Here is a 22,239-nt window from a genome sequence, read left to right on the forward strand (position 1 = left end):
GCGAACGTCCGCGGCGCCCGGGCGGCGGGTTATGACGGGTCTCTCGGGTAACCCGTGGCGGTATGGCACACACAGGTGATGACAAGGAAAGAGGCGCCGGGGCGCCGGAGGAACCCACCGACCTGTCGGCCGGCTCCTGGCGGGCGGTCCTCAAGCGCACCGGCAAGGAGTTCATGGACGACGAGCTCCCCGACCGGGCCGCGGCCCTGACGTACTACAGCGTCCTGTCGATCTTCCCCGCCCTGCTGGTCCTGGTGTCGGTCCTGGGTGTGATCGGCGAATCGGCGACCCGCGCGGTGCTGGACAACCTCCAGAAGCTGGCGCCGGGGCCGGTGCGGGACATCCTCGGCGACGCCGTCAAACAGCTTCAGGACAGCCCGGGGGCCAGCGGCGTGGTGGCGGTCATCAGCCTGCTCGGTGCGATCTGGTCGGCCTCGGGGTACGTGGGCGGCTTCATCCGCACCGCCAACGCCGTGTACGACCTCCCGGAGGGCCGCCCGGTGTGGAAGCTGACCCCGCTGCGGGTCGGGCTGACGCTGGTGCTGATGGTGCTGCTCGCGGTGAGCGCGATGATCGTGGTGTTCACCGGCCCGCTGGCGGCCCGCGCGGGAGAGGCGATCGGGCTGGGCGACGAGGCGGTCACCGTGTGGAACATCGCCAAGTGGCCGGTGCTGATCGTCCTGGTGATCGTGATGATCGCGCTGCTGTTCTGGCGGGCGCCGAACGTGCACGGGCAGGGCTTCCGCTGGCTGAGCCCGGGCAGCGTCCTGGCGGTGCTGCTGTGGCTGATCGCCTCGGGCGGTTTCGCGCTGTACGTGGCGAACTTCGGCTCGTACAACAAGACCTACGGGACCTTGGCCGGTGTCATCACCTTCCTGATCTGGCTGTGGCTGTCGAACCTGTCCATCCTGCTGGGGCTGGAGCTGGACGCGGAGCTGGCCCGGCAGCGGGCGATCAGCAGCGGGATGCCGGAGTCGGAGGAGCCGTACGTGGAGCCGCGTGACACCCGCAAGTGGCCGGCGGAGCTCCGCGAGGAGACCGAGGGGACCGAGGGGACCGGCGGCGACTCCCGTCCCCACTGAGGGCGCCGGCCCGCTCCCCCGGGGGCGGGCGGGGGCGGTCCGGGCGCACGGAGCGTGCCCCCGGACCGCCCCGGGTGTTTCAGCGGGTGTTTCCGGCCGGGGCCATGGTGGCCCGGGCGTCGTCCAGGTCGTGCAGGAGCTGCTGGAGCTCCGCCACCAGACCGCCCACCGAGGTGGCGGTCTCGCCGTCCTGGTCGACCAGCCGCGCCTTCAGGCGCCGGTGGGCCTCCCAGGCCCGCCCCAGGGCCTCCTCGCGGCCGTCGCCGGCGTCTCCGGCGTCTCCGCACCGGCCGGGGGCGCCGTCCGGGCCGCGGACGCCTCCCGGTGCGCGGAGGGCGGCACTGTCGGCCTCGCACACGTCCGCGAGGGCGTACAGCAGCGGCGGGACCTCCGCCAGGACCGTGTCCGGCGGGGGCCGCAGCCGGGGGCTCTCGCCCGCCGCCTCCACGAGGGTCCGGGTGAGCGCGGTGAGATGGTCGGCGATCCGCTCCCAGGCGGCGTCCCACTGCGTGGACGGCAGTGCGGGTCCCGGACGGCGGATGCGCCCCGCCGGGTTGAGCCGGAGGCTCTCCCGGGTCCACATCCGCGCGTTGCGGAGGTCCGCGAGCCGCTGCGGCAGCGTCCGCGCCCGGTTGTGCCACTCCTGCGCCTGGTGGCGGGCGTGACCACGCTCCATCTCACCGGCCATCGTCCGCAGCAGTTCCGCGCCGTCGCGCGGCACCCGGCACAGGGACTCGTGGGCGTGCCGCAGGTGGACGGGTGGCAGGACGAGCGCGTTGACGGCGATGCCGATGACCGCGCCGAGGAGCGTCTCCAGCAGCCGGTGCAGGATGTCGAACCCGCTGTACGAGCCGTAGACCAGGACGAACAGCGCCGTGGTGGAGGCGTACACGCCCTGGTCCTCGAAGCGGGAGTAGTTGCCGAGCAGCGCGGTGACGGGCAGTACGAGGGCCATCGCCGCCATGGTGTCGCCGGTCAGTCCTGCGGCGGCCGCGGCGAGGACGGTGCCGGCGGCGATGAGCACGACCTGCTGGACGCCCGTCCGTACGGAGCGGTAGACGGTGCTCTGGACGAGGGCGACCGCCGTCCAGGGGGCCATCAGCGCCAGCGGGGCCTGCCACCACCAGCCGGCGACCGCCCAGGCGAGGATGGCGGCCCCGGCGGCCTTGACGGCCTGCACGGCCAGGTCCCGCTCCGGACCGGGGCCGGTGAGGGCCCGGCGGACGGACCGGCCGACCGCCGCGGCCTCCCAGCCGGCCCGGTACCACAGGTCACGCGCGCGTGCGGCCGGGCTCACGGGAGCGGGGTGCCGCCGGTGGCGTTGACGATCTCCCCGGTGATGTAACTCGCCCCGGACGAGGCGAGGAAGACGTACGCGGGTGCCATCTCGGCGGGCTGTGCGGGGCGCCCCAGCGGCGACTGCTTGCCGAACTCGGACGTGTCGGGCATGGTGGCCGGGATGAGCGGCGTCCACACCGGCCCGGGGGCGACCGCGTTCACCCGGATGCCGCGCGGGGCGAGCATCTGCGCCAGCCCCTGGGTGAAGGTGACGATGGCGCCCTTGGTCATGGCGTAGTCGAGCAGCGGCGGGCTGGGTTTGTACGCCTGCACGGAGGTCGTGTTGATGACCGAGCCGCCCTTGGGGATGTGCGGGAGCGCCGCCCGGGTGAGCCAGAACATGCCGTACAGGTTGGTCTTCATCACCCGGTCGAACTGCTCGGTCGTGATCGCCTCGATGCCGTCCGGCTGTGCCATCTGGTAAGCGGCGTTGTTCACCAGGACGTCGATCCGGCCGAACTCGTCGGCGACGCGCCGGACCAGGGCACCGCACTGTTCCTCGTCCCGGTTGTCGGCGGCCAGCGCGATGGCCTTGCGGCCGGCCTCCTCGACGAGCCGGGCCGTCTCCCGCGCCTCGTCCTCCTCCTCCGGGAGGTGGGTGAGGACGACGTCGGCGCCTTCGCGCGCGTACGCCAGGCTCACCGCGCGCCCGATGCCGGAGTCGCCGCCGGTGACGATCGCGACGCGGTCCCGCAGCAGGCCGGTGCCCCGGTAGGACTCCTCGCCGTGGTCCGGCGGCGGGTCCATCGGGGCGGTCAGTCCCGGGTGGGGCTGGTCCTGGTCCGGGAAGTCCGGCCGCGGGTGGCGCGTGACCGGGTCCTGGGGTTCGCGGGGGTCTGTCATGGTCCGCCTTTCTGGTCCTCTGTCAGGGGGGATGGACTACTCGCGTTCCCCAGACTCATGGACCGAACCATTCGCCGCGAATCAGGCGGCACCGGGCGTCAGGGCACGGCGATGCGCCGTTCGGCGGCGGTGATGGGCACGTCGTTGATGCTCGCCCAGCGCTCGCGCATCAGCCCGTGCTCGTCGAACTCCCAGTTCTCGTTGCCGTACGCGCGGAACCACTGCCCGGCGTCGTCGTGGTACTCGTACGCGAACCGCACGGCGATGCGATGGCCGGTGAAGGCCCACAGGTCCTTGCGGAGCCGGTAGCCGTGCTCGCGCCGCCACTTGGCGGTGAGGAAGGCGACGATCTCGTCCCGGCCGCGGAGGAACACGTCGCGATTGCGCCACTCGGAGTCCTCGGTGTAGGCGAGGGCGACCTTCTCCGGATCGCGGGTGTTCCACGCCTCCTCGGCCAGACGCACCTTCAGTCGGGCCGTCTCCTCGGTGAACGGGGGCAGGGGTGGACGCATGGCGCTCTCCTCTCGGACCGGGCGAGAACGATCGTTCTCACCCGGTCGTGTACGGTACGAGAACGACGGTTCTCACGCAAGGGGCGCAAGGGAGTGGCGACATGGGCACCGAGGAGGCCAGGGCCCGGGTCCTCGACGCGGCCGAGGAGCTGTTCTACGGGCGGGGCGTGCAGGCCGTCGGCATGGACGCCGTGCGCGCCGCATCCGGGGTCACTCTGCGGCGCCTGTACCAGCTCTACCCCTCCAAGGGCGCGCTGGTCGAGGCCTACCTGCTGCGGCGCGACGCCCGCTGGCGCGCCCGGCTGGCCGCCCACGTGGACGCCGTGGACGGCCCGCCGCGCGAACGGGTGCTGGCGGTCTTCGACTGGTTGCGCGACTGGTTCACCGAACCCGGCTTCCGCGGCTGCGCGTTCGTCAACTCCTTCGGGGAGCTGGGCGCCACGTCGCCGGAGGTGGCCGGGGCGGCGCGCCGGCACAAGGAGGAGTTCCGGCGGTACGTCACCGGCCTGGTGACCCGGGCGGGCTCCCCGGCCGCGACCGGCGCCCAGGTGACGCTGCTGGCGGAGGGCGCCATGACCGCCGCCGCCCTCGGCGGCACGTCCGCCCCCGCGGCCGAGGCCCGCGATGCGGCGGCCCTGCTGCTGGACGCGACGGCGGCCCGCGCCTGACGGGCCCCGACCGCCGGGCGGGCCCGCCCCCGCCCGGCGCGCCCCTCCCGCCCGCACCCGCCCGACCCGCACCGCCGAACCGGTGAATCGGCGTCACCCCACGCATGGGGCGCCGACCTTCTCGCAAGGAACCCCCTGGGGAATCCGATCTGCGAAAGGATGGAGATGCGCCTTGCCCCTTCCTCACTGGGTGCCGCCGCACTGGCCCTCGTGCTGAGCACGACCGGCTGCACACCCGCGCCGGAACGGTCGTCCGCGCTCTCCCTCCTGGCCGCCGCCGCCCCGGCGCACCCGCGCACAGAGGCGGGCGGCTGCCGTCCGGCCACGGAGAAGAAACGTCACTGCACGCGAGTGCCCCGCCCCCATCTCGGCCGGCGGGTCGTCACCATCGACATCCTGGCCGGGTTCACTCCCCGCGCGGCCGGCGAGGCGGGCGGGGAGCGAACCCTCCGGGCGAGGATCCGGCAGGCGGTCACCTCCACCTCCCAGGCGTTCGCCGCGAGCGCCGTCCACGCCCGCCTCCGGCTCACCGGCATCGTCCGCGCCCGGGTACCCGGCCGGCTGGACCGCTCCGGTGACGCCCTGTTGAAGGCCGTCGCCCGGCGTGGTGACGGGGTCGCCGACGACCTGCCCCGCCTCCGCGACCGGGTGGGGGCCGATCTGGTCACGGTGGTGACGGGCAGCGAGGGCGCCGCCGGGCTCGCCAACCGGCCGCGCCGGGTGACGTCCCGGACCAGCGCCCACGGGTACAGCCTCGTCGCCCAGCGGGCCCTCGCCCACCACTCGCTCGCCCACGAGATCGCCCACAACCTGGGCGCCATGCACGATTACGTGACCGCGCCCCGCGGGGCGAACAGCGCCCGCGGCTACTTCCCGCCCTCGGGCAGATGGTCGACGCTGGAGGCGTACGAGTCGAGTTGCCGCCGGGCGACGGGCGGCCCCTGCCGGCGCATCAACCGCTTCTCCAACCCCCGCCAGACCCACCGCGGCGAAGCGCTGGGCAGTCCGCTGGGCCGGCCACGGCCCGCCGACAGCGTCCGCGCCTTCAACGCTGTCGTCCGCATCGTGGCCGACTACCGCCGCCGCCCCGGCCGGTGACCGGGGCCCGCCCGTCACCACCGATGACGCGCCGGAGAGGGCTCCCCCGGGGCGTCCGGGGGGCCCTGGAAGTCCGTAATTCCGGACTCCCCAGGCACATATCGGCCCGGAAAGATAAAATTGCCCTATGGGAGAGCGGCCATATGTGCCCACAGCGCCCGAGCTGGTCCTCGACATCGACGGGGACTCCACCGTGATGAGTCCGAGCCGGGAGTACCGCATCGGGCGTGATCCGGCGAGCGACATCGTGCTCGCCGACGCCCGGATCTCCTGGCACCACGCGGTGTTGCGTCCCGAGGGGGGACGGTGGACCGTTCAGGACGAGGGCAGTACGAACGGAACCTTCGCCGAAGGCACGCGCGTCCAGGCCTGGACCATCGGGCCGGGGAGCGTCCTGCACTTCGGGCATCCCGCCGACGGGCCGTGCGCCCTGCTGTCGGCGCCCGAACCACCGGGGCCGCCCGAGCGGCCCGCCCCGGCACCGTCCTGGTCGCACGCACCGCCGGCGTCCCACGCCCCACCCGGGTCGCACGCACCGCCGGCGTCGCACGCACCATCCGGGTCGCACGTGCCACCCGCGGCCCACACGCCGCACGTGCCCCGGCCGTCCTCGGTGTCGCTGCCCGGCGCCACCGGGACGTTCCGGCAGCCGACCTCCGTACGGCCGCTGCCCACCCGGACCGTGCGCATCGGACGTGCCCCCGACAACGACCTGGTCGTCGACGACCTGACCGTCTCCCGGCGGCACGCCGAGCTGCTGGCCCAGCCGGACGGCACGTACTGGATCCAGGACCTGGACAGTCACAACGGCACGTTCCTCAACGGCCAGCCGGTCGGACGCGCCCGGGTGACGCCCGACGACATCGTGGGCATCGGACACTCGGCGTTCTGCCTCGTCGGCACCCAACTGGTGGAGTTCACCGACACCGGTGAGGTGTCGCTGGACGTCCAGGACCTGGCGGTCATGGTGGACAAGGGCCGCAAGACCCTCATCGACGACGTGTCCTTCCCGGTGGGCGAGAAGTGCCTGCTCGGCGTCGTCGGCCCCAGTGGTTCCGGCAAGTCGACCCTGCTCAACGCGCTGACCGGGCTGCGCCCCGCCGACCGGGGCACGGTGCTCTACGACGGCCGTGACCTCTACCGGGACTACGCGGAGCTGCGCCGCCGCATCGGCCTCGTACCGCAGGACGACATCCTGCACCTCCAGCTCACCGTGCGCCGCGCCCTGTCGTACGCGGCGGAGCTGCGCTTCCCCGAGGACACCGCCCGCTCCGAGCGGCAGGCCCGGGTGGACGAGGTGATCGAGGAGCTGGGCCTCCAGCAGCGCGTCGACCAGCCGATCCACAGTCTGTCCGGCGGGCAGCGCAAGCGGGTCAGCGTGGCCCTGGAGCTGCTCACGAAGCCGTCCCTGCTGTTCCTGGACGAGCCGACCTCCGGTCTCGACCCGGGCATGGACCGGTCGGTGATGAACATGCTGCGCGGGCTCGCCGACGACGGCCGTACGGTCATCGTGGTCACCCACAGCGTGCTCAGCCTGGACGTCTGCGACCGGCTGCTGGTCCTCGCACCGGGCGGACGGATCGCCTACTACGGGCCGCCCGAGGAGTCGCTGGGCTTCTTCGGCTTCACCGAGTGGCCCGAGGCGTTCGAGGCCTTCGAGAACGACCGGAGCCGTGACTGGGCGGGGGACTACCGCGCGTCCCGGCTGCACCACCAGTACATCGCGGGCGTCATGGAGCGGCCCGCGCCGCCCGACGGCGAGGTGGCCGCCCTGCCGCCCGTGCCACCGCCGAAGGCACAGAGCTGGGCCGCCCAGCTCCGGACGCTCGTGCGGCGGTACACGGCCGCGCTCAGCGCCGACCGCACCTTCATCGCCATCATGATCGCGCTGCCGTTCGTGATGGGCGCGATGGCCCGGGCCCTCTCGGAGGGCAAGTTCGGCCGTGAGTCGACGATGAACGTGCTGCTCATCCTGTGCGTCGGCGGAGTGCTGACCGGCGCCGCCAACGCGGTGCGGGAGCTGGTGAAGGAGCGGACCATCTACCGCCGGGAGAGAGCCGTCGGCCTGTCCAGATCGGCGTACCTGATGTCCAAGGTCGTGGTGCTCGGTGTGATCACGGTCGTGCAGGCCGTCGTCCTCACGCTGGTCGCGCTGGTCGGCGTCCCACTGAACGCGCCGGGTGGCAAGGGCGTGCTGATGCCGCCGCTGGTGGAGATCACCCTGGCCGTGGCGCTGCTGTCGTTCACGGCGATGATGCTCGGCCTGTTCGTGTCCGCCGTGGTGCGCAAGGAGGAGGTCACCATGCCGCTCCTGGTGCTCCTCGCGATCGTCCAGGTGGTGTTCTGCGGCGGCCTGCTGAAGATCCACGGGGCTCTGGTCCTGGAGCAGCTCGCGTGGCTCATCCCGTCCCGCTGGGCCTTCGGGGCCATGGGCGCCACGGTCGACATCCAGAGGCTGTCACCGACCGACAAGACCGCGGACCCGCTGTTCGACCACACGGCGGCGACATGGCTGCTCGACATGGGGATGCTGGTGGTGCTGTCCCTGCTGCTGGGGTTCCTGGTGGCGAGAATGCTGCGCCGGCACGAACCGGTGATCATGCGAAAGTAGGCAGCGGCTGATGGTCTTCCCCGGCTCCCCGGGAGCCTCCCGTTCCCCGGACGACGATTTCCGGCCGAGCCATGTCGTGCCCGCCGAGGGGCTGCCCGCCTGGGACGCGCCGGACCCGGGCCGCCCCACGGTACCGCTGGACCCGTTCCTGCCCGTGCAACTGCTGGAGCGGATCGGCGACTGGGGACGGGTGCTGTGTTCCAACGGGTGGTCGGCGTGGGTCGACGGACGGCTGCTCGTGTCCGTACCGCCGGAGCCCCCGGCCGCGGGGCAGCCGATGGGCCGGGCCGCCGATCCGCGGCCGCTGCTCGCCCGCGCCGAGGAGGCGGTGAGCCGCTACCGGCTGGCCGCCGAGGACCTGGCGGCGGGGCGCGTGGACGGCGAGGTGTTCCGGCGCAGGACCCAGGGGCTGCGGATCGGCCTGGTCGTGGACGGCGAGGCGCTGTGGATGTACGACGCGCGGCGGGAGCGGTGGCTGTACTGCGACGGGGCGCGGCTCGTCACGTACGCCGCCTCGTCGGGCCCGTCGACCGCGGGCACCGGTGCGGACGCCGGTGCGGAGCCGCCACCCCCGGCCGGCGCGGGGCCACCGCCCCCCGCCGGCGCGGGGCCCGCCGCCCCATCCGCCCCGCCGGCCGCCGAGACGGCCGTCCTGCCCGCCGCGGAGACGGCCGTCGTCCCGACCCCGCAACCGGCCCCCGCGACGGCCGGGGAGCCCCCCGGACCGCCGGGGTACGAGCCGACCCGGGTCGTCGAGCACCCGCCGCCGCCCGACACGGGCCCCGAACCCACCCGGGTGGCCGAGCACCCGCCGCCGCCCAACCCGGGCCCCGAACCCACCCGGGTGGTCGAGCACCCGCCGCCGCCCGACACGGGCCACGAGCCGACCCGGATGGTGGAGCACCCGCCGCCGCCCGACACGGGCGCCGAGCCGACCCGGGTGGTGGAGCACGCGCCGGTGCCCGACGCGGGTCACGAGCCGACCCGGCTGGTGGATCTCGGGGACGCGGGGGGCGAGGACGAGGACCCGGACGGTCCGCCGGACCGGACGGGTGACGGCTGATGGCGGACCGCGTCACCCGCGAGGACCTGCCCGGCGGCCGGCCGTCGGGGCTGGTCGGCAAGCAGATCGCGGACTATCGGGTGGAGGACGAGATCGGGCGCGGCGGGATGGCCGTGGTGTACCGGGCCCGGGACCTGCGGCTGGACCGCTCGGTGGCGCTGAAGCTCCTCGCCCCGGAGCTGGCCCGCAACGACACGTTCCGCAAGCGGTTCGCGCACGAGTCCCGGGTGGCCGCCGCAATCGACCACCCGCACATCGTGCCGGTGTTCGAGGCCGGGGAGGCCGAGGGCGTGCTCTACATCGCCATGCGGTACGTGGCGGGGCAGGACCTCCGGGCGCTGCTGGACCGGGAGGGACCGCTGCCGCCCGACAAGGCGGGCCGGATCGCCGCGCAGGTGGCGTCGGCGCTGGACGCGGCGCACGCGCACGACCTGGTGCACCGGGACGTCAAGCCCGGCAACATCCTGGTGGCGCCGGGCACCGACAGCGAGCACCCCGAGCACGCGTACCTCACGGACTTCGGTCTGACGAAGAAGTCCCTGTCCCTGACCGGGTTCACCAGCGTGGGTCAGTTCGTCGGCACCCTCGACTACGTGGCGCCCGAGCAGATCTCGGGGCGTCCGGTGGACGGCCGGTGCGATGTGTACAGCCTGGGCTGCGTGGTGTTCGAGACGCTGGCGGGGGTGCCGCCGTTCCGGCGCGACGACGACATGGCACTGCTCTGGGCCCACCAGTACGATCCCGCGCCGCCCCTGACCGGTGAGCGGCGGGGGCTGCCGGCCGCGGTGGACGCCGTGCTGGGGAAGGCGCTGGCCAAGACGCCGGACGAGCGGTACGAGACCTGTCTCCAGTTCGTGGCCGAGCTGCGGGCGGCGCTGGCGGGCGACGACGGCACCGTGCGGCCGCCGCCCGCCCTGCCCGCCTGGGCCCTGCCGGTGTTCCGCGAGCTGTGAGCGTGCGGGTCAGGCCGTCTCGCCCCGGCGGCGTACACGCGAGGCCAGCAGACCGCCGAGCAGTCCGGCGACCAGGCCCCACAGAAGGGCGAGGCCGGCGGCCAGCCACACGTGCGGGTGCAGCGCCACCCGGCCGCCCAGGTCGTCGACCTCCACGATGCCCAGCACCGACAGGCCCAGCCGGGCGACCACCCGGGTGAGCGGAGTGATCACGAGCATGGTCAACGCGAAGGCGATGCCCAGGTGGAGGGCGTGCTGCCACAGCCTGGTGCCGGCCGGTGAGCGCACCGCCGCCACGAAGGCGGCGGCCAGCAGCAGCACGGCGGCGAGCGGGATGAGCAGCCAGGCCCGTCCGTCGTGCTGGGCGAGGGCGGCGACGTTCAGGGTGGTGTCCTCGGAGCCGCGCAGCGCCTGGTCCAGGACGTGGGGCATGGGCAGCCCGAAGGGTCCCTCCACCCGGCCTTCCCAGGAGGCTCCGATGCCCAGCCCCAGGGCGAGCCAGACCACGTTGGGCAGGCCCAGCAGGATCACGGCGAACGTCTGGGCGGCGTGCCCCCGCGTGGCCGCCACGATCAGGCCGGTGACCAGGCCGATGACGACGTAGGCCAGCAGCAGGAGCAGCATGGCGGAGGCGGCCGGCCGTACTGGTGCCTGGTACCGCAGCAGCCGGGCGGGGAGCGGGGCCCGGCGGGAGACGAGCAGGGCGATCAGGAGGACGCCGAGCAACCAGACCAGGCCGAACAGGAGCGTCAGCCCCACATCGGCGCTGAAGCCGACGGTGGGCGTCGCGTCCAGCAGCCCGCCGATGACGTCGACGGGCGAGCCGGGCTGCGCGAGGGTGAAGGTGTGCCGGGCCAGTGCGGTCAGCGCGGCGAGTGCGGCCAGCCACAGGACGGCCGTCCGGGCGACCCGGGCGAGGAGCTCGCCGGTGCCGGTGACGGCGCGGTGCCGCAGCGGCCGCAGGAAGCAGTAGCCGGCCACCAGTGCTCCGGTGAGGGCGACGGACAGCGGCATGAGGGTGAGTTCGGCCTGGGTTCCGGCGAGCTCACCCGCCTGGCCGGAGACGCCCACGTCGCCGCCGGCGGCGATGAGGACGACGGCAGCGACGACGTGCGGGAAGGCGCCGCCCGGCAGGTCGGTGGCGCCCGCCGCCCACAGGCCCAGGGCGGCCACCACGGCCATGGCGACCAGCGCGGCGAGGACGGTGACCAGGGCGTCGCCCCAGGGACGCAAGGTGGGGTTCACGCTGCCACGGTAGGCGGGCAAGGGCGGGCGCGCCTGCGGACGGCGACCGTGTGCCACCGGGCGGACGCGGTCCGCTTGCGGTCGGCACCCCTGTCGGACTCACAATGGGCGCGGAACGGAAGAAAGGGAAAAACGTGACTTCCCAACCGCCCTCCGAGCGTCCGACCGGCCCTCCCCGGGGACCCGTCTCGGGACCCTCCTCGCATCCCCAGGGCCCGCCGCCCCCCTCCTCCCCCGGGGGCGGTGGCGGTGGTACCGGCGGCCCCGGGGGCAGCAGCTCCGCGGGCGCCCCGGGGGGCGGCGGTGACCGGCCGTGGTGGCGGTCGGCCCCCCGGATCGCGATCGCCACGGCCGCGATCGTCGCGGCCGTGGTGGTGGCCGTCGTCCTGACCCGCCCCGACGGCGGCGGTGACAAGAAGAAAGAGGGCGGGACGACCGCCGGCGGGGGCGGCACGATCTCCCTCCAGAACGCCGCGGCCAGCGGCCCGGACCCGTTCACCGACTCCACGGCCCGCGAGCCGGCCGATGCGGCCTCCCCCAGCGTCCAGGTGCCCACCACCGCGCCGCCGGCCGGCGACAACGCCGTCCGGCAGTACCAGGGTTCGCAGCGCGGGCTGTACGGCGGCACCAAGAACGTCGCGAGCTGCGACGTCGAGCGCCAGATCGAGTACCTGTCGAAGGAGCCGGCCAAGAACCGGGCCTTCGCCTCGGCGCTGCGCATCCAGCCCTCCACCGTGCCCGACTACCTGCGGTCGCTGACCCCGCTGCGGCTGCGCGCGGACACCTGGGTCACCAACCACGGCTACCGGGACGGGGCCGCGAGGGCGTACCAGGCCGTCCTGCAGGCGGGAACGGCCGTGATGGTGGACGACCACGGGGCGCCGCGCGTGCGGTGCGCGTGCGGCAACCCGCTCGGCGACCCGGTCGTCCCCCGGCAGGCCCCGCGCCCCGTCGGCACCCCCTGGCCGGGCTACAGCCTGTCGAACACGGTGGTCGTCAAGCCGGCCCCGCAGGTGATCAAGGTCTTCGTGATCGTCGACATCGACACCGGCGAGTACATCGCCCGGCGCGGGGGCGACTCCAACGCCGACCGCGACAAGGAGACCAAGGCGCCGACGGCCAGCCCCACCAGGACGGCGACCTCCCCGCCCCCGTCCTCGCCCAAGCCCGAGCCGCCCTCCTCCCCCGCGCCGCAGAGCCCCGAGTCGCCGGTGAGCCCCGTGACTCCGCCGCCGCCGCCGGACACCGGAACGACGACCGAGCCGCCCTCGGGCGAGACGACCGCCGAGCAGCAGTCGCCCGACTCCGGCTCGCCCCCGGTCTCCCCGGCGGGCTGACCCACCGCGCGCCCGGGCTCACTGCCCGGGCGCGTGGAAGCGCACCTCCGGGAAGCGCGCTGTCGGCCCGTCCAGGAGCGGCTGGTGCCGGTGACCGAGGTGGAGGTCGAAGAAGGCCCCCGTGTAGGCGCGCGTGATGTCGACGGCCCGTCCGGCGGGGATCGTCGGCCGCGTCCCCGGGTACGGCAGGTCGAGCTGGTCGAACACCACGGGCATGTCCGAGAAGGTGAAGTGGTGGGTGCCCGCCACCGCCAGCCAGCGCTTCCAGCCGTCCAGGTTGCGCCACGCGTCCCCCCAGGTGGCGTCCTCGCCGCCCGGCCGGTGCACCGCGTCGTCGGTGCCGAGCATCAGGAACGGCCGCTTCCCGAGTCCGGACGCGGGGACGGGGTCGCCGAACGCCCCGTCCATGTTGACGCCGGCGATCACGCGGTCGTCCCGCGCCATCACCGAGGCCGCCGCGGCACCGCCCAGCGAATGGCCGGCGGCACCGATCCGGTGCCGGTCGATCAGCGACGCGTACCGCCAGGCCGGGCGCGGCCCGGTCAGCCGGTCGAGAAGGAACGACAGGTCCTGGGCGCGGTTGACGGTGGCCTTCCGCATGTCCTCCGCCGTCTGCGCCTTCTCGCAGGCCACACACGTGAGGACCCGCCCGCCCGGGAACACCGTCCCCGACGACTCGTAGGCGTGGTCCACCAGGGCGACGACGTACCCCTTGCCGGCGAGGTCCTCGGCGAGGGTGGTCAGGGTGAAGCGCGGGGCGCCGAACCCGGGCGACAGCAGCACCAGCGGATGGCGGCCACGCCCGGGCCGGGCGCCCGCGACGGCATGGGTGCGGGTGGCGCCCAGCCGCGCCGCGGCGGTGCCGTCCTTCCCTCCCGCCGCCTCGACCAGCAGCCGGGCCTCACGCGGGTCGGCGTACGGGGCCGGGGCGCCGGCGCCGGTCCGCGCCGGGTAGAACAGGTCGGCCATGAGCTCGCGCGGCCGCTCGGGCATCCACAGGTCCTGCCGGGACGGGTCGACCAGGTGAAGCGCGGACCGGCCCACCGGCGCCGGTCCGCCCGGCGCCGGCAGCACGATGCCCGGCACCTCCTCCTGCACGGCGGCCGCGGTCCCGGTCCGTGCGTGTGCGGCGGGGGCGAGGAGAGCGACGGCGAGGGCGGCGAGTGCCGCGAGGCGCGGTATGCGTAACGTCTTCATGGACGGAACGCTATGGGGGCGGTGGTGCGGCCTACGTCCGCCCGGGGTCGCGACCGGGTACGACCTGAGAGGTACGGTCCCGCGCCCCACGATCCGCTCGGCGTACGACCTGGGCCGCCCCAGGCGCACCGCCCGGGGGGCACGGGAGAGGGCGCCGCCCCGGTTCCGTTGTGCCCACCCGTTCCGCCCCGGCGGAACGCATGCCCACAACGGGCGCACCGGGGCGACAAGGCGACGCCCGCCGGGGGGCGTCAGGCGTGGAGGCGGAAGTAGCAGCGGATGGTGGTCCCGCCGTCCGTCGTGTGGACGCGCACCAGGTCCGCGAGGTAGTTGACCAACAGCAGCCCCCGGCCGCCGATCTGACCCGGCGCGGCCGGGCGGCGGCCGGCGAGGGGGTCGGCGAGCGTGCCCCGGTCCTGGACCTCGAACACCACGTGGCCGCCCTCGGCCCACACCCGCAGCGTTCCGGTGCCGCCGCCGTGGATGACGCTGTTGGTGGTCAGCTCGGACACGGCCAGGGCCACGTCGTCGTGCCGGTCGCCGGGCAGGCCGAGCCGGTCCGCGCGGTCCAGGGCGAAGCCCCGCGCGTCGGGCAGCAGATCGGCGTCGTAGACCAGGTCGTCGACGCCGGCCGGCCGGGCCAGGGGCAGGTTGTAGCCGGCCACGACGCGGTCGGGCGCGTACGCGTCGCTGGCCCGCTCGATGCCGTCCTCGACCAGCACCGGGTGGGTGGCCCGGGCGTCGGCGAGGACCACCGGGTCGAGCGCGGAGGTGTCGTACGGGCACAGGATGGTGACCTCGCGCCCGGTGAAGGCGTGGTTGATCAGCGCCTCGTGCTGGGCGCAGGCCGGGTACTCGTCGGCGCTGCGGCCCCGCCAGATCGGTTCTCCGATGATGCGGGCGCGACGGCCGGGATGGGCGTCGGCGAATCCGCGCAGCACGCGCGGGATGATCCGCCCGGGGTTGCGTCCCGCCTGCTCCATGTCGAGCATGCGCACGCGGTCGGCGTCGCCGCCGAGCACCTTGCGCAGCAGGGCGAGGTTCTCACCGGGTACGGCCACCGCGACCGGGTCCCCGGCGGCGAGTCCCGCCAGGACGAACGGCACGGTGCCCGCCAGGTAGCCGGCCTCGTCCGCGTAGAACAGGGCCGGATGGGTGAACGGCTCGGCCGTCAGCGCCACGTCGTTCATTCCACCACCTCGATCGCCGGGTGTTCCGGCCAGAAAAGGTCCAGCACACGCCGCAGCGAGGCCGGCGGCTTGCGGACCACGATCCGCCGTCCCCCGGGCAGGCCCTGCGCGGCGCGTGCGAGCGATGTCGCACCCGCTACGTCGACGAACGTGAGACCCGACAGGTCCATGCGGATGTCACCCTCGCGCTGGAGCAGGCCGCCGAGGATCCGCTCCCAGTCCGTGAGCGTGTCGAGGAAGACCTGTCCGGACACGTGGACGCAGCCTCCCTGTCCGCACTCGTCCCACACCAGGGGGCGCCATGGGCGACCGGACGCGGAACCGTCCTCGGTGTGCAGCACCGCCATGGTCCCTCCGTGATCTCCGTCCGGCCCCCCGACCGTACCTCCGCCGCGGCCGTACGCGAAGCCGGTTCCGGGTGGAGCCCCTTGGACCCGAGCGCGTTCCCACGTTTCGTCCGTTATGTTCGCTCTAGCCTGACGCCATGTCCGATTCACATGATGCCAAGACGGCCGGGGGCCCTTCGCACGGGGTCCACGGCCGTCCCCCGACCCGGGCCGACACCTGGGCGGCGTTCAAGAGGTCGCCCTTCCTGCCGGCCTCCGTGCTGGTGCTGATCCTGGCCGCGGCGGCGGCGCTGTTCGCCGGCTCGTACACGTACACCATGGCGAACCCGACACCGCGTCACATCCCGACGGCGGTCGTCGGGGCCATGGGCACGGCGCAGGGGCAGCGCTTCGTCGACGGCATGGAGCGGGCGCTCGACGCGTCGCTGGAGCTGCGCCGGTACGCGGGCGAGGCGGAGGCGCGGCGCGCGGTCGACGAGCAGGAGGTCTTCGCCGTCCTCACCGTCCTCCCCGGCCGCTCCGGCGTCCGGCTGGACGTGGTGGGGGCATCGGGGGCGTCGGTGGCGCAGCTACTGGCGGAGGCGGGCGTGGCGGTGGGCAGGGCGACGGGCGTGCCGGTGGCCGTGCGGGACGTCAAGCCGCTCCAGAAGGGCGACCCGCGCGGGCTGGCGCTGTTCTACATCTCGCTCGCCGCGGTGATCATCGGCTTCGTGGGGGCGATCCAGCTCAGCGTGCACGCCCGGGCGCTCGACCCGGCCGAGCGGATCGCCTTCACGGTGGTGTACGCGCTGCTCGGCGGTTTCGCCATCGCCGCGACGGTCGACTGGCTGCTGGGCGCCCTCGACCTGCCGTTCGGGGAGTCGTGGCTGATCCTCGCTTTGACCATGTTCGCGTCCGGAATGGTGTTCACCATGTTCAACACCCTGATCGGGCGGTGGGCGATGCTGCCGACCTGGGGGCTCATGGTGCTGCTGGGCAACCCGTCGTCGGGCGGCGCCGTGTCGTGGCCGCTGCTGCCGTCCGTCCTCGGTCACATCGGGCGGTGGCTGCCGCCCGGGGCGTCCGTGAACGCCCAGCACACGGCCGTGTACTTCAGCGGCCACCAGCACCTGTTCCCGTTCGCGGTACTGGGTGCGTGGGCGCTGGTGTCCAGTGGCGTCTTCTGGTTCTGGCGGCACCGCCACCCGGGCGGCCGCGACCGGACCCCGGCGCACGCGGCCGCCTGAGCGGCGGCGCGGGCGCCGGGGCCGGTGCGCCGATCAGCCCCGGCCGCGCAGCCGATTCATCTCGGTGATCTCGGCGGACTGCGAGGCGATGATCTCGCCGGCCAGGGCCTTGGCGGGCGGGTGGGAGCCCTGGGCCCGCTCGGTCCGCGCCATCGCCACGGCGCCCCGGTGGTGCTCGACCATCAGTTCCAGGAAGGCGGTGTCGAAGGCCTTGCCGGAGGACCTGGCCAGCCGGTCCATCTGCTGCGGGGTCATCATCCCGGCCGCTCCGTCACCGTGACCGGAGTGGCCCGCGTGGCCGGAGGCGTCGGCGGCGGGCACCGGCTCGCCCCAGGAGGCGAGCCACCCGGACAGCGTCCGGATCTCGGGGTCCTGGGCCTTCCTGATCGCCGCCGCGAGGTCCCGTACCTCCTGGGCGGAGGCCCGGCTCGCGGCCATGCCGGCCATGTCGACGGCCTGCCGGTGGTGCGGGACCATGCCCCGCGCGAAGGCGACGTCCGCCGCGTTGTGACCGCCCCGCTCGGCGGAGGCGGAGGCCGAGGCCGAGGCGGCGGCGGGCCCGTCGCCGTGCCCGGTGTGGCCCGGGGAGGTTCCGGCGCCGGTGCCGCCGCAGCCGGCCAGCAGCAGGGCGCAGGCCGCGACGGCGGTGGTGGTGACGGCGGCGCCGCGCGCGCGCCGGGGGAAAGGGCCGGGGAAGAGACGTCGTGCGGTCTTTCGTGCGGTCATGGGTGGTGCCACTCCTCGTGTGCACAGGCATGCGCTCTGGTGGGACGTGTGCGCGGCACGGCGCCGGCCGCCCTCGGTGGGCGGGCGGTGCGCCGCGCGGGGCGTCCCTATATGCGGAGGAGTTGCAGCCGGGCCAGGTCCGGCGGAGCGCGGTCGGTCGCCGTCGCGGCACCGGGCCGGGCGCGGAGGCGGTCGTCGGCGTCCCGCTCGGCGCCGCCCGTGAGCAGGGGCGCCTGGCCGGGCGCGGTGGGGACACCACCGGCCGCGCACGTGGAGTCCGCGTGCGCGGCGTGTCCGGAGCCGCCGCCCTCGTCCAGGTGCGCGCAGGCGTCGCCCCTCACATGGGCGGCGCCGTGGGCATGGGCCTGGCCATGGGCGTGAGCCCGGGCATGGGCGGGGGCTGCGGTGCCGGGGGCCAGTCCGTGCATGGCGAGCACCCCGGCGAGCACCGCCAGGACCAGCAGCGCCGTGCGGTACGCCCGGGGGCGGGCCGGGACGCGCGGCTGACGGGAGCTCATGAGCCCCATCGTAGGGGGCGGACCGGATCCCGCCGTGACGGAGGAGCCACCGGTGGACGAGCCGCGAAGGCAAGCAGCGGGAAGACTCGACGGCGGAAAGGCGCCGGTGGACAAGCCGAGGCCCCCGGACGGTCACCCGTCCGGGGGCCTGGCCCAGCAACCCCTGTGGCGGAGCGCTTGGAGTTAACGGTGCCCACCCTGCCAGCGCGGTCCGGTCCGCCCGGGCGGACACGACCGGGACACGGTGCCGTGTCACCCGTCCGGCCCGGCGCCACGGGCGCGGGGGCGTCAGACCTGGCCCCGCCACCCACCGGTCTCCGCGCCGCGCGACTCGATGAAGGACTTGAACCGCTTGAGGTCTCCGGTGACCTGCCGCTTGACGAAGCCCAGCTTGTCGCCGACGGTCTCGGTGAAGCCGTCGGGCTCGAAGTCCATCTGGAGCATGACCTTCGTGGTGGTCTCGTCGATGCGGTGGAACGTCACCACACCGGCCTGCCGCGCCTCGCCGCCGACGGTGGTCCAGGCGACCCGCTCGTCCGGGATCTGCTCGGTGATGGTGGCGTCGAACTCGCGCGCGGCGCCGTTCACCTGGGTCACCCAGTGGGTGAGGGTGTCGGTGCGCTGCTCGATCCGCTCCACGCCCTCCATGAACTCCGGGAAGCTCTCGAACTGGGTCCACTGGTTGTAGGCGGTGCGCACCGGCACGCGGACCTCGATGGATTCCTCGACCTGCGACATGTGCTGTTGCGTCCTTCCCGGGACCCGACAGCCCCGGCCGTACGCCGGGTGTCGACCGCATCGGTTCCCTCGGGCCCTCGTGTGCCCCCTCCCTCCGCGATCATGACCCCGTTTTCGGCACAGGCGTGTCCGGGACCGGGCGGGGGCGCCACGGCGGGACCCGGCGGGCGGGGCCGGGCGGAGGCTCGGCGGGCGGTGCGGCGGGCGCGTCACATGGCCAGGTGGGCCGGTATGTGCGTCACCTCCTCGATCTCGCCCCCGGCCTTCTTCATCAGGTTCCGGGAGAGCTCGTTGAGGCAGCGGGCCGCGGCGATCTCCTCGCCGACGCGCTGCTGCTCGCTGTCGTCCGGGTGCCGCTTGGCATGGCCGTGAGCGCGCAGTTCGGTGCCGTCCGGGAGCCTGACCATGCAGGCCGCGCGGGTCCTGCCGGTGTCCTCGTCCTCGGTGAACTCGAGTTCCACGTGCCATCCGACGATCGTCTTCATCACTCACACCTCCAGGTCACTCCGTCACCCCTCCAGCGTGCACCCGTGGATGCCCGCTCGCCCGTTCGGCCCATGGGGCGGGGACCGGTCGGCGGCGGGTGCTGAACGGAACGCGGGGGTGGTCCGTACTGGTGCGGTGAAACGTCTCTGCGACAGACAGGAGCGGCGATGAGCGAGCGTGACGAGGCGACGATGCGAGGGCTTCCGGACGGCAGCGCGGAGGTGTCGGTGGTCCTGCGACTGCGGTGGGACGACATCGCGGCGCTCGGCCGGGAGGCCGGCCGGCTGGCCGAGCAGCGGGGCGCGCCGGTGAGCCTGGACGACGCGGTCAGCCACCGGCTGCGTACCTGGTCCTCGGTGGCACACGCGCCCGAGGAGCGCAGCAAGGCGGCCCCGGCCGCCGCTCCGGCCACGGCGGCGATATCCGGCACGCCGGCCGGCGGTGACCGGGGCCGGCACCAGGTGGGACACCTGAGCGAGACGGCCCCGGTGGCCTCCATCACGGCGCACCCGGCCCGCCCGGCATAGGAAAACCGATACCGCCGATAGGCTCACCCATTGGTTCGCTCCAGGTGCCCGGCCGTACGGTCGAGGACATCGACCGCACACCTGGGAGACACACCATGTCGAAGATCCTTTTCGTGATGACCGGCGCCGACCACTGGACGCTGGCGGACGGCACCAAGCACCCCAGCGGCTTCTGGGCCGAGGAGGTCGTGGCCCCGTACGAGGCGTTCACGGCGGTCGGCCACGAGGTCGTGGTCGCGACCCCGGGCGGCGTCGTGCCCACCGTCGACCGGGCGAGCCTGGCCGCCGAGGTCAACGGCGGCCAGGACGGCGCCGACCGGGTCGAGCGCACCCTCGCGTCCCTCACCGAACTGCACCGTCCGGTGGCCCTCGCGGACGTGGACCCCGCCGAGTACGCCGCGGTGTTCGTCCCGGGCGGGCACGGCCCCATGGAGGACCTGGCGGTGGACGCGGAGTCGGGCCGCCTGCTGACCGGCGTGCTGGAGTCGGGGACGCCGCTCGGCGTGGTCTGCCACGGCCCGGCCGCGCTGCTCGCCGCCCGCCGGGAGGACGGCTCCAACGCCTTCGCGGGCTACCGGCTGACCGGGTTCACCAACGCCGAGGAGACCCAGGCCGGTCTCGCGGCGAAGGCGCCGTGGCTGCTCCAGGACCGGCTGGAGGGCATCGGCGCCGACTTCCGGGAGGGTGAGCCGTGGGCGCCGCACGTGGTCGTCGACCGCAATCTGGTGACCGGCCAGAACCCGGCCTCCTCGGCCCCGCTCGCCGCCGAACTGCTCAAGAAGCTGGGCTGACCCGGCCCGATGGGCCCGCCCGCCGGCACGCCGTCGCGCGCCGTCACGCGTCGTCGGCCGCGTGGACGCGCTCGCCCTCCACGTAGGTGAGCGCGACCCGGGTCGCACCGATGGCCTCCGGCGGTCCGGCGTACGGGTCGCGGTCCAGGACGACCAGGTCGGCCAGGGCCCCGGTCCGTACGCTGCCGGTGTCGTCGAGGTGGTTCACGTACGCGGAGCCGGCGGTGTACGCCGTGAGCGCGGCGGTCAGGCCGATGCGCTGGCCGGGCAGGAAGACGGGCCCGCTCCCGCCGGGCAGGACGCGGTTGACGGCGACGTGCACCCCCTGAAGGGGGTCGGGGCTGCTGACCGGCCAGTCGCTGCCCGCGGCGAGGGTCGCGCCCGCGTGGAGCAGCGCGGCGAACGGGTACTGCCGGGCGGTCCGTTCGGGGCCGAGGAAGGGGATCGTCAGGTCGTCCATCTGCGGTTCGTGCGCGGCCCACAGGGGCTGGACGGTGGCGGTGGCGCCGAGCCGTGCGAAGCGCGGGACGTCGTCGGGGTGGACGACCTGGAGGTGCGCGAGGTGCGGGCGGGTGTCGCGGGGGCCGTTGGCCGCGCGGGCCGCCTCGACGGCGTCCAGGGCGTCGCGCACGGCGCGGTCGCCGAGGGCGTGGAAGTGCGTCTGGAACCCGAGGGCGTCCAGCGCGGTGACGTAGCCGGGGAGGCGGTCGCGGTCGATGAAGCTGGTGCCGCTGTTGGCGGTGGCGCAGCCGCAGCGGTCCAGGTAGGGGGCGAGCAGGGCGGCGGTGCCGTTCTCGGCGACGCCGTCCAGCATGATCTTGACGGTGCCGGCGCGGAACCGGCCGTGGCCGAGGGCGGCCCGCCGTGCGACCAGTTCGGGGATCTGTTCGGCGCCGCGTTCGCGGTCCCACCACAGGGCGCCCACGACGCGGGCGGTCAGCGTGCCGTCGCGGGCGGCGGTCTGATAGGCGTCCGACGGGTCGTCCATGCCGAGGAAGCCACCGAGGAGGGCGTCCTGCCAGGCGGTCACGCCCAGGGCGTGCAGGGTGCGCTGGGCGTGCAGCAGGGCGGCCAGCCGTTCGGCGGCGGTGGAGGGCGGGGTGAGCCGCCCCACGAGTTCCATGGCCCCTTCCTGGAGCATGCCGGTGGGTTCGCCGGCAGCGTCGCGCTCGATGCGTCCGTCGGACGGGTCGGGGGTGTCACGGGTGATGCCGGCGAGGGCCAGGGCGCGGCTGTTGACCCAGGCCCCGTGGTGGTCCCGGTTGGGCAGGTAGACCGGGCGGTCGGGGACCACCGGGTCGAGGAGGTCCTTGGTGGGCGTGCCGCCGTCGAACGCCTCCATGGCCCAGCCTCCGCCGGTGATCCACTCCCGGTCGGGATGGGCGGCCGCGTAGGCGCGTACGGCCGCGAGGGTGTCGGCGGCGGTGTCCGCCGCCGTCAGGTCGCACCGGGCGGACTCCAGCCCGGCGGGGACCGGGTGGACGTGCGCGTCCTGGAACCCGGGGAGCAGCAGCCGTCCCGCGAGGTCGACGACCTCCGTCCTGGGGCCGATCAGCTCATGCACGTGGTCCGGGTCGCCGACGGCGCTGATCCGGCCGCCGGTGACGGCGACCGCGGTCGCGGTCGCGAGTGCCCCGTCGGGGCCGGGCGCGTTGTCGGGGGTGAGGACGGGGCCACCGGTGAAGACGAGGTCGGCGTGGCGAGGGGTCTGCATGGGGGTATCGAAGCGGGGCGGCCGCCGGC

General features: G+C 74.5%; 22 protein-coding genes. 10 read left to right on the top strand and 12 right to left on the bottom strand.

Going from position 1 to position 22,239, the window contains the following annotated elements; translation table 11 throughout:
- Positions 1 to 62 precede the first annotated feature (62 nt).
- On the top strand, positions 63 to 1,082 hold the full coding sequence (locus tag ACZ7LK_RS14940; RefSeq protein ID WP_392273714.1) for a YihY/virulence factor BrkB family protein: 1,020 nt from the start codon (positions 63 to 65) through the stop codon (positions 1,080 to 1,082).
- A gap of 79 nt (positions 1,083 to 1,161) precedes the next feature.
- Here ACZ7LK_RS14940 and ACZ7LK_RS14945 read toward each other — a convergent pair whose 3' ends face one another.
- The 3 genes from ACZ7LK_RS14945 to ACZ7LK_RS14955 all read right to left on the bottom strand — a co-directional run bounded on the left by ACZ7LK_RS14945 (position 1,162) and on the right by ACZ7LK_RS14955 (position 3,775).
- Positions 1,162 to 2,379 (bottom strand): FUSC family protein, encoded by a 1,218-nt coding sequence (locus ACZ7LK_RS14945; RefSeq protein ID WP_471140878.1) that lies wholly within the window; start codon positions 2,377 to 2,379, stop codon positions 1,162 to 1,164.
- Complete coding sequence (locus ACZ7LK_RS14950; protein WP_392273712.1) at positions 2,376 to 3,263, bottom strand: SDR family oxidoreductase; 888 nt, start codon at positions 3,261 to 3,263, stop codon at positions 2,376 to 2,378. The genes ACZ7LK_RS14945 and ACZ7LK_RS14950 overlap by 4 nt, the downstream gene beginning before the upstream one ends.
- A 98-nt stretch (positions 3,264 to 3,361) precedes the next feature.
- Entirely contained in the window at positions 3,362 to 3,775 is a 414-nt protein-coding gene (locus ACZ7LK_RS14955; protein WP_392273711.1) for a nuclear transport factor 2 family protein, read from the bottom strand.
- 101 nt (positions 3,776 to 3,876) lie between these two features.
- Between ACZ7LK_RS14955 and ACZ7LK_RS14960 the strand changes: the two genes are divergently transcribed.
- The 5 genes from ACZ7LK_RS14960 (at position 3,877) to ACZ7LK_RS14980 (ending at position 10,168) form a co-directional block, all read left to right on the top strand.
- Positions 3,877 to 4,443: a TetR/AcrR family transcriptional regulator gene (locus tag ACZ7LK_RS14960; protein WP_392273710.1), complete on the top strand. Its 567-nt coding sequence runs from the start codon at positions 3,877 to 3,879 to the stop codon at positions 4,441 to 4,443.
- Positions 4,444 to 4,608: 165 nt separating this feature from the next.
- Positions 4,609 to 5,541 (top strand): zinc-dependent metalloprotease family protein, encoded by a 933-nt coding sequence (locus ACZ7LK_RS14965; protein ID WP_469464343.1) that lies wholly within the window; start codon positions 4,609 to 4,611, stop codon positions 5,539 to 5,541.
- A gap of 127 nt (positions 5,542 to 5,668) precedes the next feature.
- The gene (locus tag ACZ7LK_RS14970; RefSeq protein WP_471140883.1) at positions 5,669 to 8,152 is read left to right on the top strand and encodes an FHA domain-containing protein; all 2,484 of its coding nucleotides are present in this window, start codon (positions 5,669 to 5,671) and stop codon (positions 8,150 to 8,152) included.
- A gap of 10 nt (positions 8,153 to 8,162) precedes the next feature.
- Complete coding sequence (locus ACZ7LK_RS14975; RefSeq protein WP_471140886.1) at positions 8,163 to 9,215, top strand: hypothetical protein; 1,053 nt, start codon at positions 8,163 to 8,165, stop codon at positions 9,213 to 9,215.
- Positions 9,215 to 10,168, top strand: a complete 954-nt coding sequence (locus ACZ7LK_RS14980) for a serine/threonine-protein kinase (protein ID WP_392273706.1) — start codon at positions 9,215 to 9,217, stop codon at positions 10,166 to 10,168. The genes ACZ7LK_RS14975 and ACZ7LK_RS14980 overlap by 1 nt, the downstream gene beginning before the upstream one ends.
- A gap of 9 nt (positions 10,169 to 10,177) precedes the next feature.
- Here ACZ7LK_RS14980 and ACZ7LK_RS14985 read toward each other — a convergent pair whose 3' ends face one another.
- Positions 10,178 to 11,413 (bottom strand): streptophobe family protein, encoded by a 1,236-nt coding sequence (locus tag ACZ7LK_RS14985; RefSeq protein ID WP_392273705.1) that lies wholly within the window; start codon positions 11,411 to 11,413, stop codon positions 10,178 to 10,180.
- Positions 11,414 to 11,781: 368 nt separating this feature from the next.
- On the opposite strand from ACZ7LK_RS14985, the gene ACZ7LK_RS14990 reads away from it, so the two are divergent.
- On the top strand, positions 11,782 to 12,750 hold the full coding sequence (locus ACZ7LK_RS14990; protein WP_392273704.1) for a DUF6777 domain-containing protein: 969 nt from the start codon (positions 11,782 to 11,784) through the stop codon (positions 12,748 to 12,750).
- Between the two features lie 18 nt (positions 12,751 to 12,768).
- Here the strand turns inward: ACZ7LK_RS14990 and ACZ7LK_RS14995 are convergent, their stop codons facing one another.
- The 3 genes from ACZ7LK_RS14995 to ACZ7LK_RS15005 all read right to left on the bottom strand — a co-directional run bounded on the left by ACZ7LK_RS14995 (position 12,769) and on the right by ACZ7LK_RS15005 (position 15,484).
- Positions 12,769 to 13,947 (bottom strand): alpha/beta hydrolase family protein, encoded by a 1,179-nt coding sequence (locus ACZ7LK_RS14995; protein WP_471140891.1) that lies wholly within the window; start codon positions 13,945 to 13,947, stop codon positions 12,769 to 12,771.
- A 251-nt stretch (positions 13,948 to 14,198) separates the two neighbouring features.
- Positions 14,199 to 15,137, bottom strand: coding sequence for an anti-sigma factor RsbA family regulatory protein (locus ACZ7LK_RS15000; protein ID WP_469464338.1), 939 nt, complete (start codon positions 15,135 to 15,137; stop codon positions 14,199 to 14,201).
- Entirely contained in the window at positions 15,134 to 15,484 is a 351-nt protein-coding gene (locus ACZ7LK_RS15005; protein WP_471140895.1) for an STAS domain-containing protein, read from the bottom strand. The genes ACZ7LK_RS15000 and ACZ7LK_RS15005 overlap by 4 nt, the downstream gene beginning before the upstream one ends.
- A 137-nt stretch (positions 15,485 to 15,621) precedes the next feature.
- Between ACZ7LK_RS15005 and ACZ7LK_RS15010 the strand changes: the two genes are divergently transcribed.
- Positions 15,622 to 16,710 carry an ABC-2 transporter permease gene (locus ACZ7LK_RS15010; protein ID WP_392273700.1) on the top strand — a complete coding sequence of 363 codons (1,089 nt, stop codon included), beginning with the start codon at positions 15,622 to 15,624 and terminating at the stop codon, positions 16,708 to 16,710.
- Positions 16,711 to 16,743: 33 nt separating this feature from the next.
- Here ACZ7LK_RS15010 and ACZ7LK_RS15015 read toward each other — a convergent pair whose 3' ends face one another.
- The 4 genes from ACZ7LK_RS15015 to ACZ7LK_RS15030 all read right to left on the bottom strand — a co-directional run bounded on the left by ACZ7LK_RS15015 (position 16,744) and on the right by ACZ7LK_RS15030 (position 19,177).
- Entirely contained in the window at positions 16,744 to 17,436 is a 693-nt protein-coding gene (locus tag ACZ7LK_RS15015) for a DUF305 domain-containing protein (RefSeq protein ID WP_392273699.1), read from the bottom strand.
- A gap of 107 nt (positions 17,437 to 17,543) precedes the next feature.
- Positions 17,544 to 17,954, bottom strand: a complete 411-nt coding sequence (locus tag ACZ7LK_RS15020) for a DUF6153 family protein (RefSeq protein WP_471140898.1) — start codon at positions 17,952 to 17,954, stop codon at positions 17,544 to 17,546.
- Positions 17,955 to 18,242: 288 nt separating this feature from the next.
- Positions 18,243 to 18,692: an SRPBCC family protein gene (locus ACZ7LK_RS15025; RefSeq protein WP_392273697.1), complete on the bottom strand. Its 450-nt coding sequence runs from the start codon at positions 18,690 to 18,692 to the stop codon at positions 18,243 to 18,245.
- Positions 18,693 to 18,901: 209 nt separating this feature from the next.
- Entirely contained in the window at positions 18,902 to 19,177 is a 276-nt protein-coding gene (locus ACZ7LK_RS15030) for a DUF1876 domain-containing protein (RefSeq protein ID WP_392273696.1), read from the bottom strand.
- Between the two features lie 168 nt (positions 19,178 to 19,345).
- On the opposite strand from ACZ7LK_RS15030, the gene ACZ7LK_RS15035 reads away from it, so the two are divergent.
- Positions 19,346 to 19,705: a hypothetical protein gene (locus ACZ7LK_RS15035; RefSeq protein ID WP_392273695.1), complete on the top strand. Its 360-nt coding sequence runs from the start codon at positions 19,346 to 19,348 to the stop codon at positions 19,703 to 19,705.
- A gap of 95 nt (positions 19,706 to 19,800) precedes the next feature.
- Positions 19,801 to 20,496 carry a type 1 glutamine amidotransferase domain-containing protein gene (locus ACZ7LK_RS15040; protein ID WP_471140903.1) on the top strand — a complete coding sequence of 232 codons (696 nt, stop codon included), beginning with the start codon at positions 19,801 to 19,803 and terminating at the stop codon, positions 20,494 to 20,496.
- A gap of 43 nt (positions 20,497 to 20,539) precedes the next feature.
- Here the strand turns inward: ACZ7LK_RS15040 and ACZ7LK_RS15045 are convergent, their stop codons facing one another.
- Positions 20,540 to 22,210 (bottom strand): amidohydrolase, encoded by a 1,671-nt coding sequence (locus ACZ7LK_RS15045; protein WP_471140906.1) that lies wholly within the window; start codon positions 22,208 to 22,210, stop codon positions 20,540 to 20,542.
- Positions 22,211 to 22,239 lie beyond the last annotated feature (29 nt).

It is taken from the genome of Streptomyces sp. NPDC039423, from assembly GCF_055598725.1.

Excerpts from the sequence above, each read along its gene's own strand:
- ACZ7LK_RS14940 (WP_392273714.1), top strand. The coding sequence starts at position 63 with ATGGCACACACAGGTGATGACAAGGAAAGAGGCGCCGGGGCGCCGGAG.
- ACZ7LK_RS14950 (WP_392273712.1), bottom strand. The coding sequence starts at position 3,263 with ATGACAGACCCCCGCGAACCCCAGGACCCGGTCACGCGCCACCCGCGG.
- ACZ7LK_RS14955 (WP_392273711.1), bottom strand. The coding sequence starts at position 3,775 with ATGCGTCCACCCCTGCCCCCGTTCACCGAGGAGACGGCCCGACTGAAG.
- ACZ7LK_RS14960 (WP_392273710.1), top strand. The coding sequence starts at position 3,877 with ATGGGCACCGAGGAGGCCAGGGCCCGGGTCCTCGACGCGGCCGAGGAG.
- ACZ7LK_RS14965 (WP_469464343.1), top strand. The coding sequence starts at position 4,609 with ATGCGCCTTGCCCCTTCCTCACTGGGTGCCGCCGCACTGGCCCTCGTG.
- ACZ7LK_RS14970 (WP_471140883.1), top strand. The coding sequence starts at position 5,669 with ATGGGAGAGCGGCCATATGTGCCCACAGCGCCCGAGCTGGTCCTCGAC.
- ACZ7LK_RS14975 (WP_471140886.1), top strand. The coding sequence starts at position 8,163 with ATGGTCTTCCCCGGCTCCCCGGGAGCCTCCCGTTCCCCGGACGACGAT.
- ACZ7LK_RS14980 (WP_392273706.1), top strand. The coding sequence starts at position 9,215 with ATGGCGGACCGCGTCACCCGCGAGGACCTGCCCGGCGGCCGGCCGTCG.
- ACZ7LK_RS14995 (WP_471140891.1), bottom strand. The coding sequence starts at position 13,947 with ATGAAGACGTTACGCATACCGCGCCTCGCGGCACTCGCCGCCCTCGCC.
- ACZ7LK_RS15000 (WP_469464338.1), bottom strand. The coding sequence starts at position 15,137 with ATGAACGACGTGGCGCTGACGGCCGAGCCGTTCACCCATCCGGCCCTG.
- ACZ7LK_RS15005 (WP_471140895.1), bottom strand. The coding sequence starts at position 15,484 with ATGGCGGTGCTGCACACCGAGGACGGTTCCGCGTCCGGTCGCCCATGG.
- ACZ7LK_RS15010 (WP_392273700.1), top strand. The coding sequence starts at position 15,622 with ATGTCCGATTCACATGATGCCAAGACGGCCGGGGGCCCTTCGCACGGG.
- ACZ7LK_RS15015 (WP_392273699.1), bottom strand. The coding sequence starts at position 17,436 with ATGACCGCACGAAAGACCGCACGACGTCTCTTCCCCGGCCCTTTCCCC.
- ACZ7LK_RS15020 (WP_471140898.1), bottom strand. The coding sequence starts at position 17,954 with ATGAGCTCCCGTCAGCCGCGCGTCCCGGCCCGCCCCCGGGCGTACCGC.
- ACZ7LK_RS15025 (WP_392273697.1), bottom strand. The coding sequence starts at position 18,692 with ATGTCGCAGGTCGAGGAATCCATCGAGGTCCGCGTGCCGGTGCGCACC.
- ACZ7LK_RS15030 (WP_392273696.1), bottom strand. The coding sequence starts at position 19,177 with ATGAAGACGATCGTCGGATGGCACGTGGAACTCGAGTTCACCGAGGAC.
- ACZ7LK_RS15035 (WP_392273695.1), top strand. The coding sequence starts at position 19,346 with ATGAGCGAGCGTGACGAGGCGACGATGCGAGGGCTTCCGGACGGCAGC.
- ACZ7LK_RS15040 (WP_471140903.1), top strand. The coding sequence starts at position 19,801 with ATGTCGAAGATCCTTTTCGTGATGACCGGCGCCGACCACTGGACGCTG.
- ACZ7LK_RS15045 (WP_471140906.1), bottom strand. The coding sequence starts at position 22,210 with ATGCAGACCCCTCGCCACGCCGACCTCGTCTTCACCGGTGGCCCCGTC.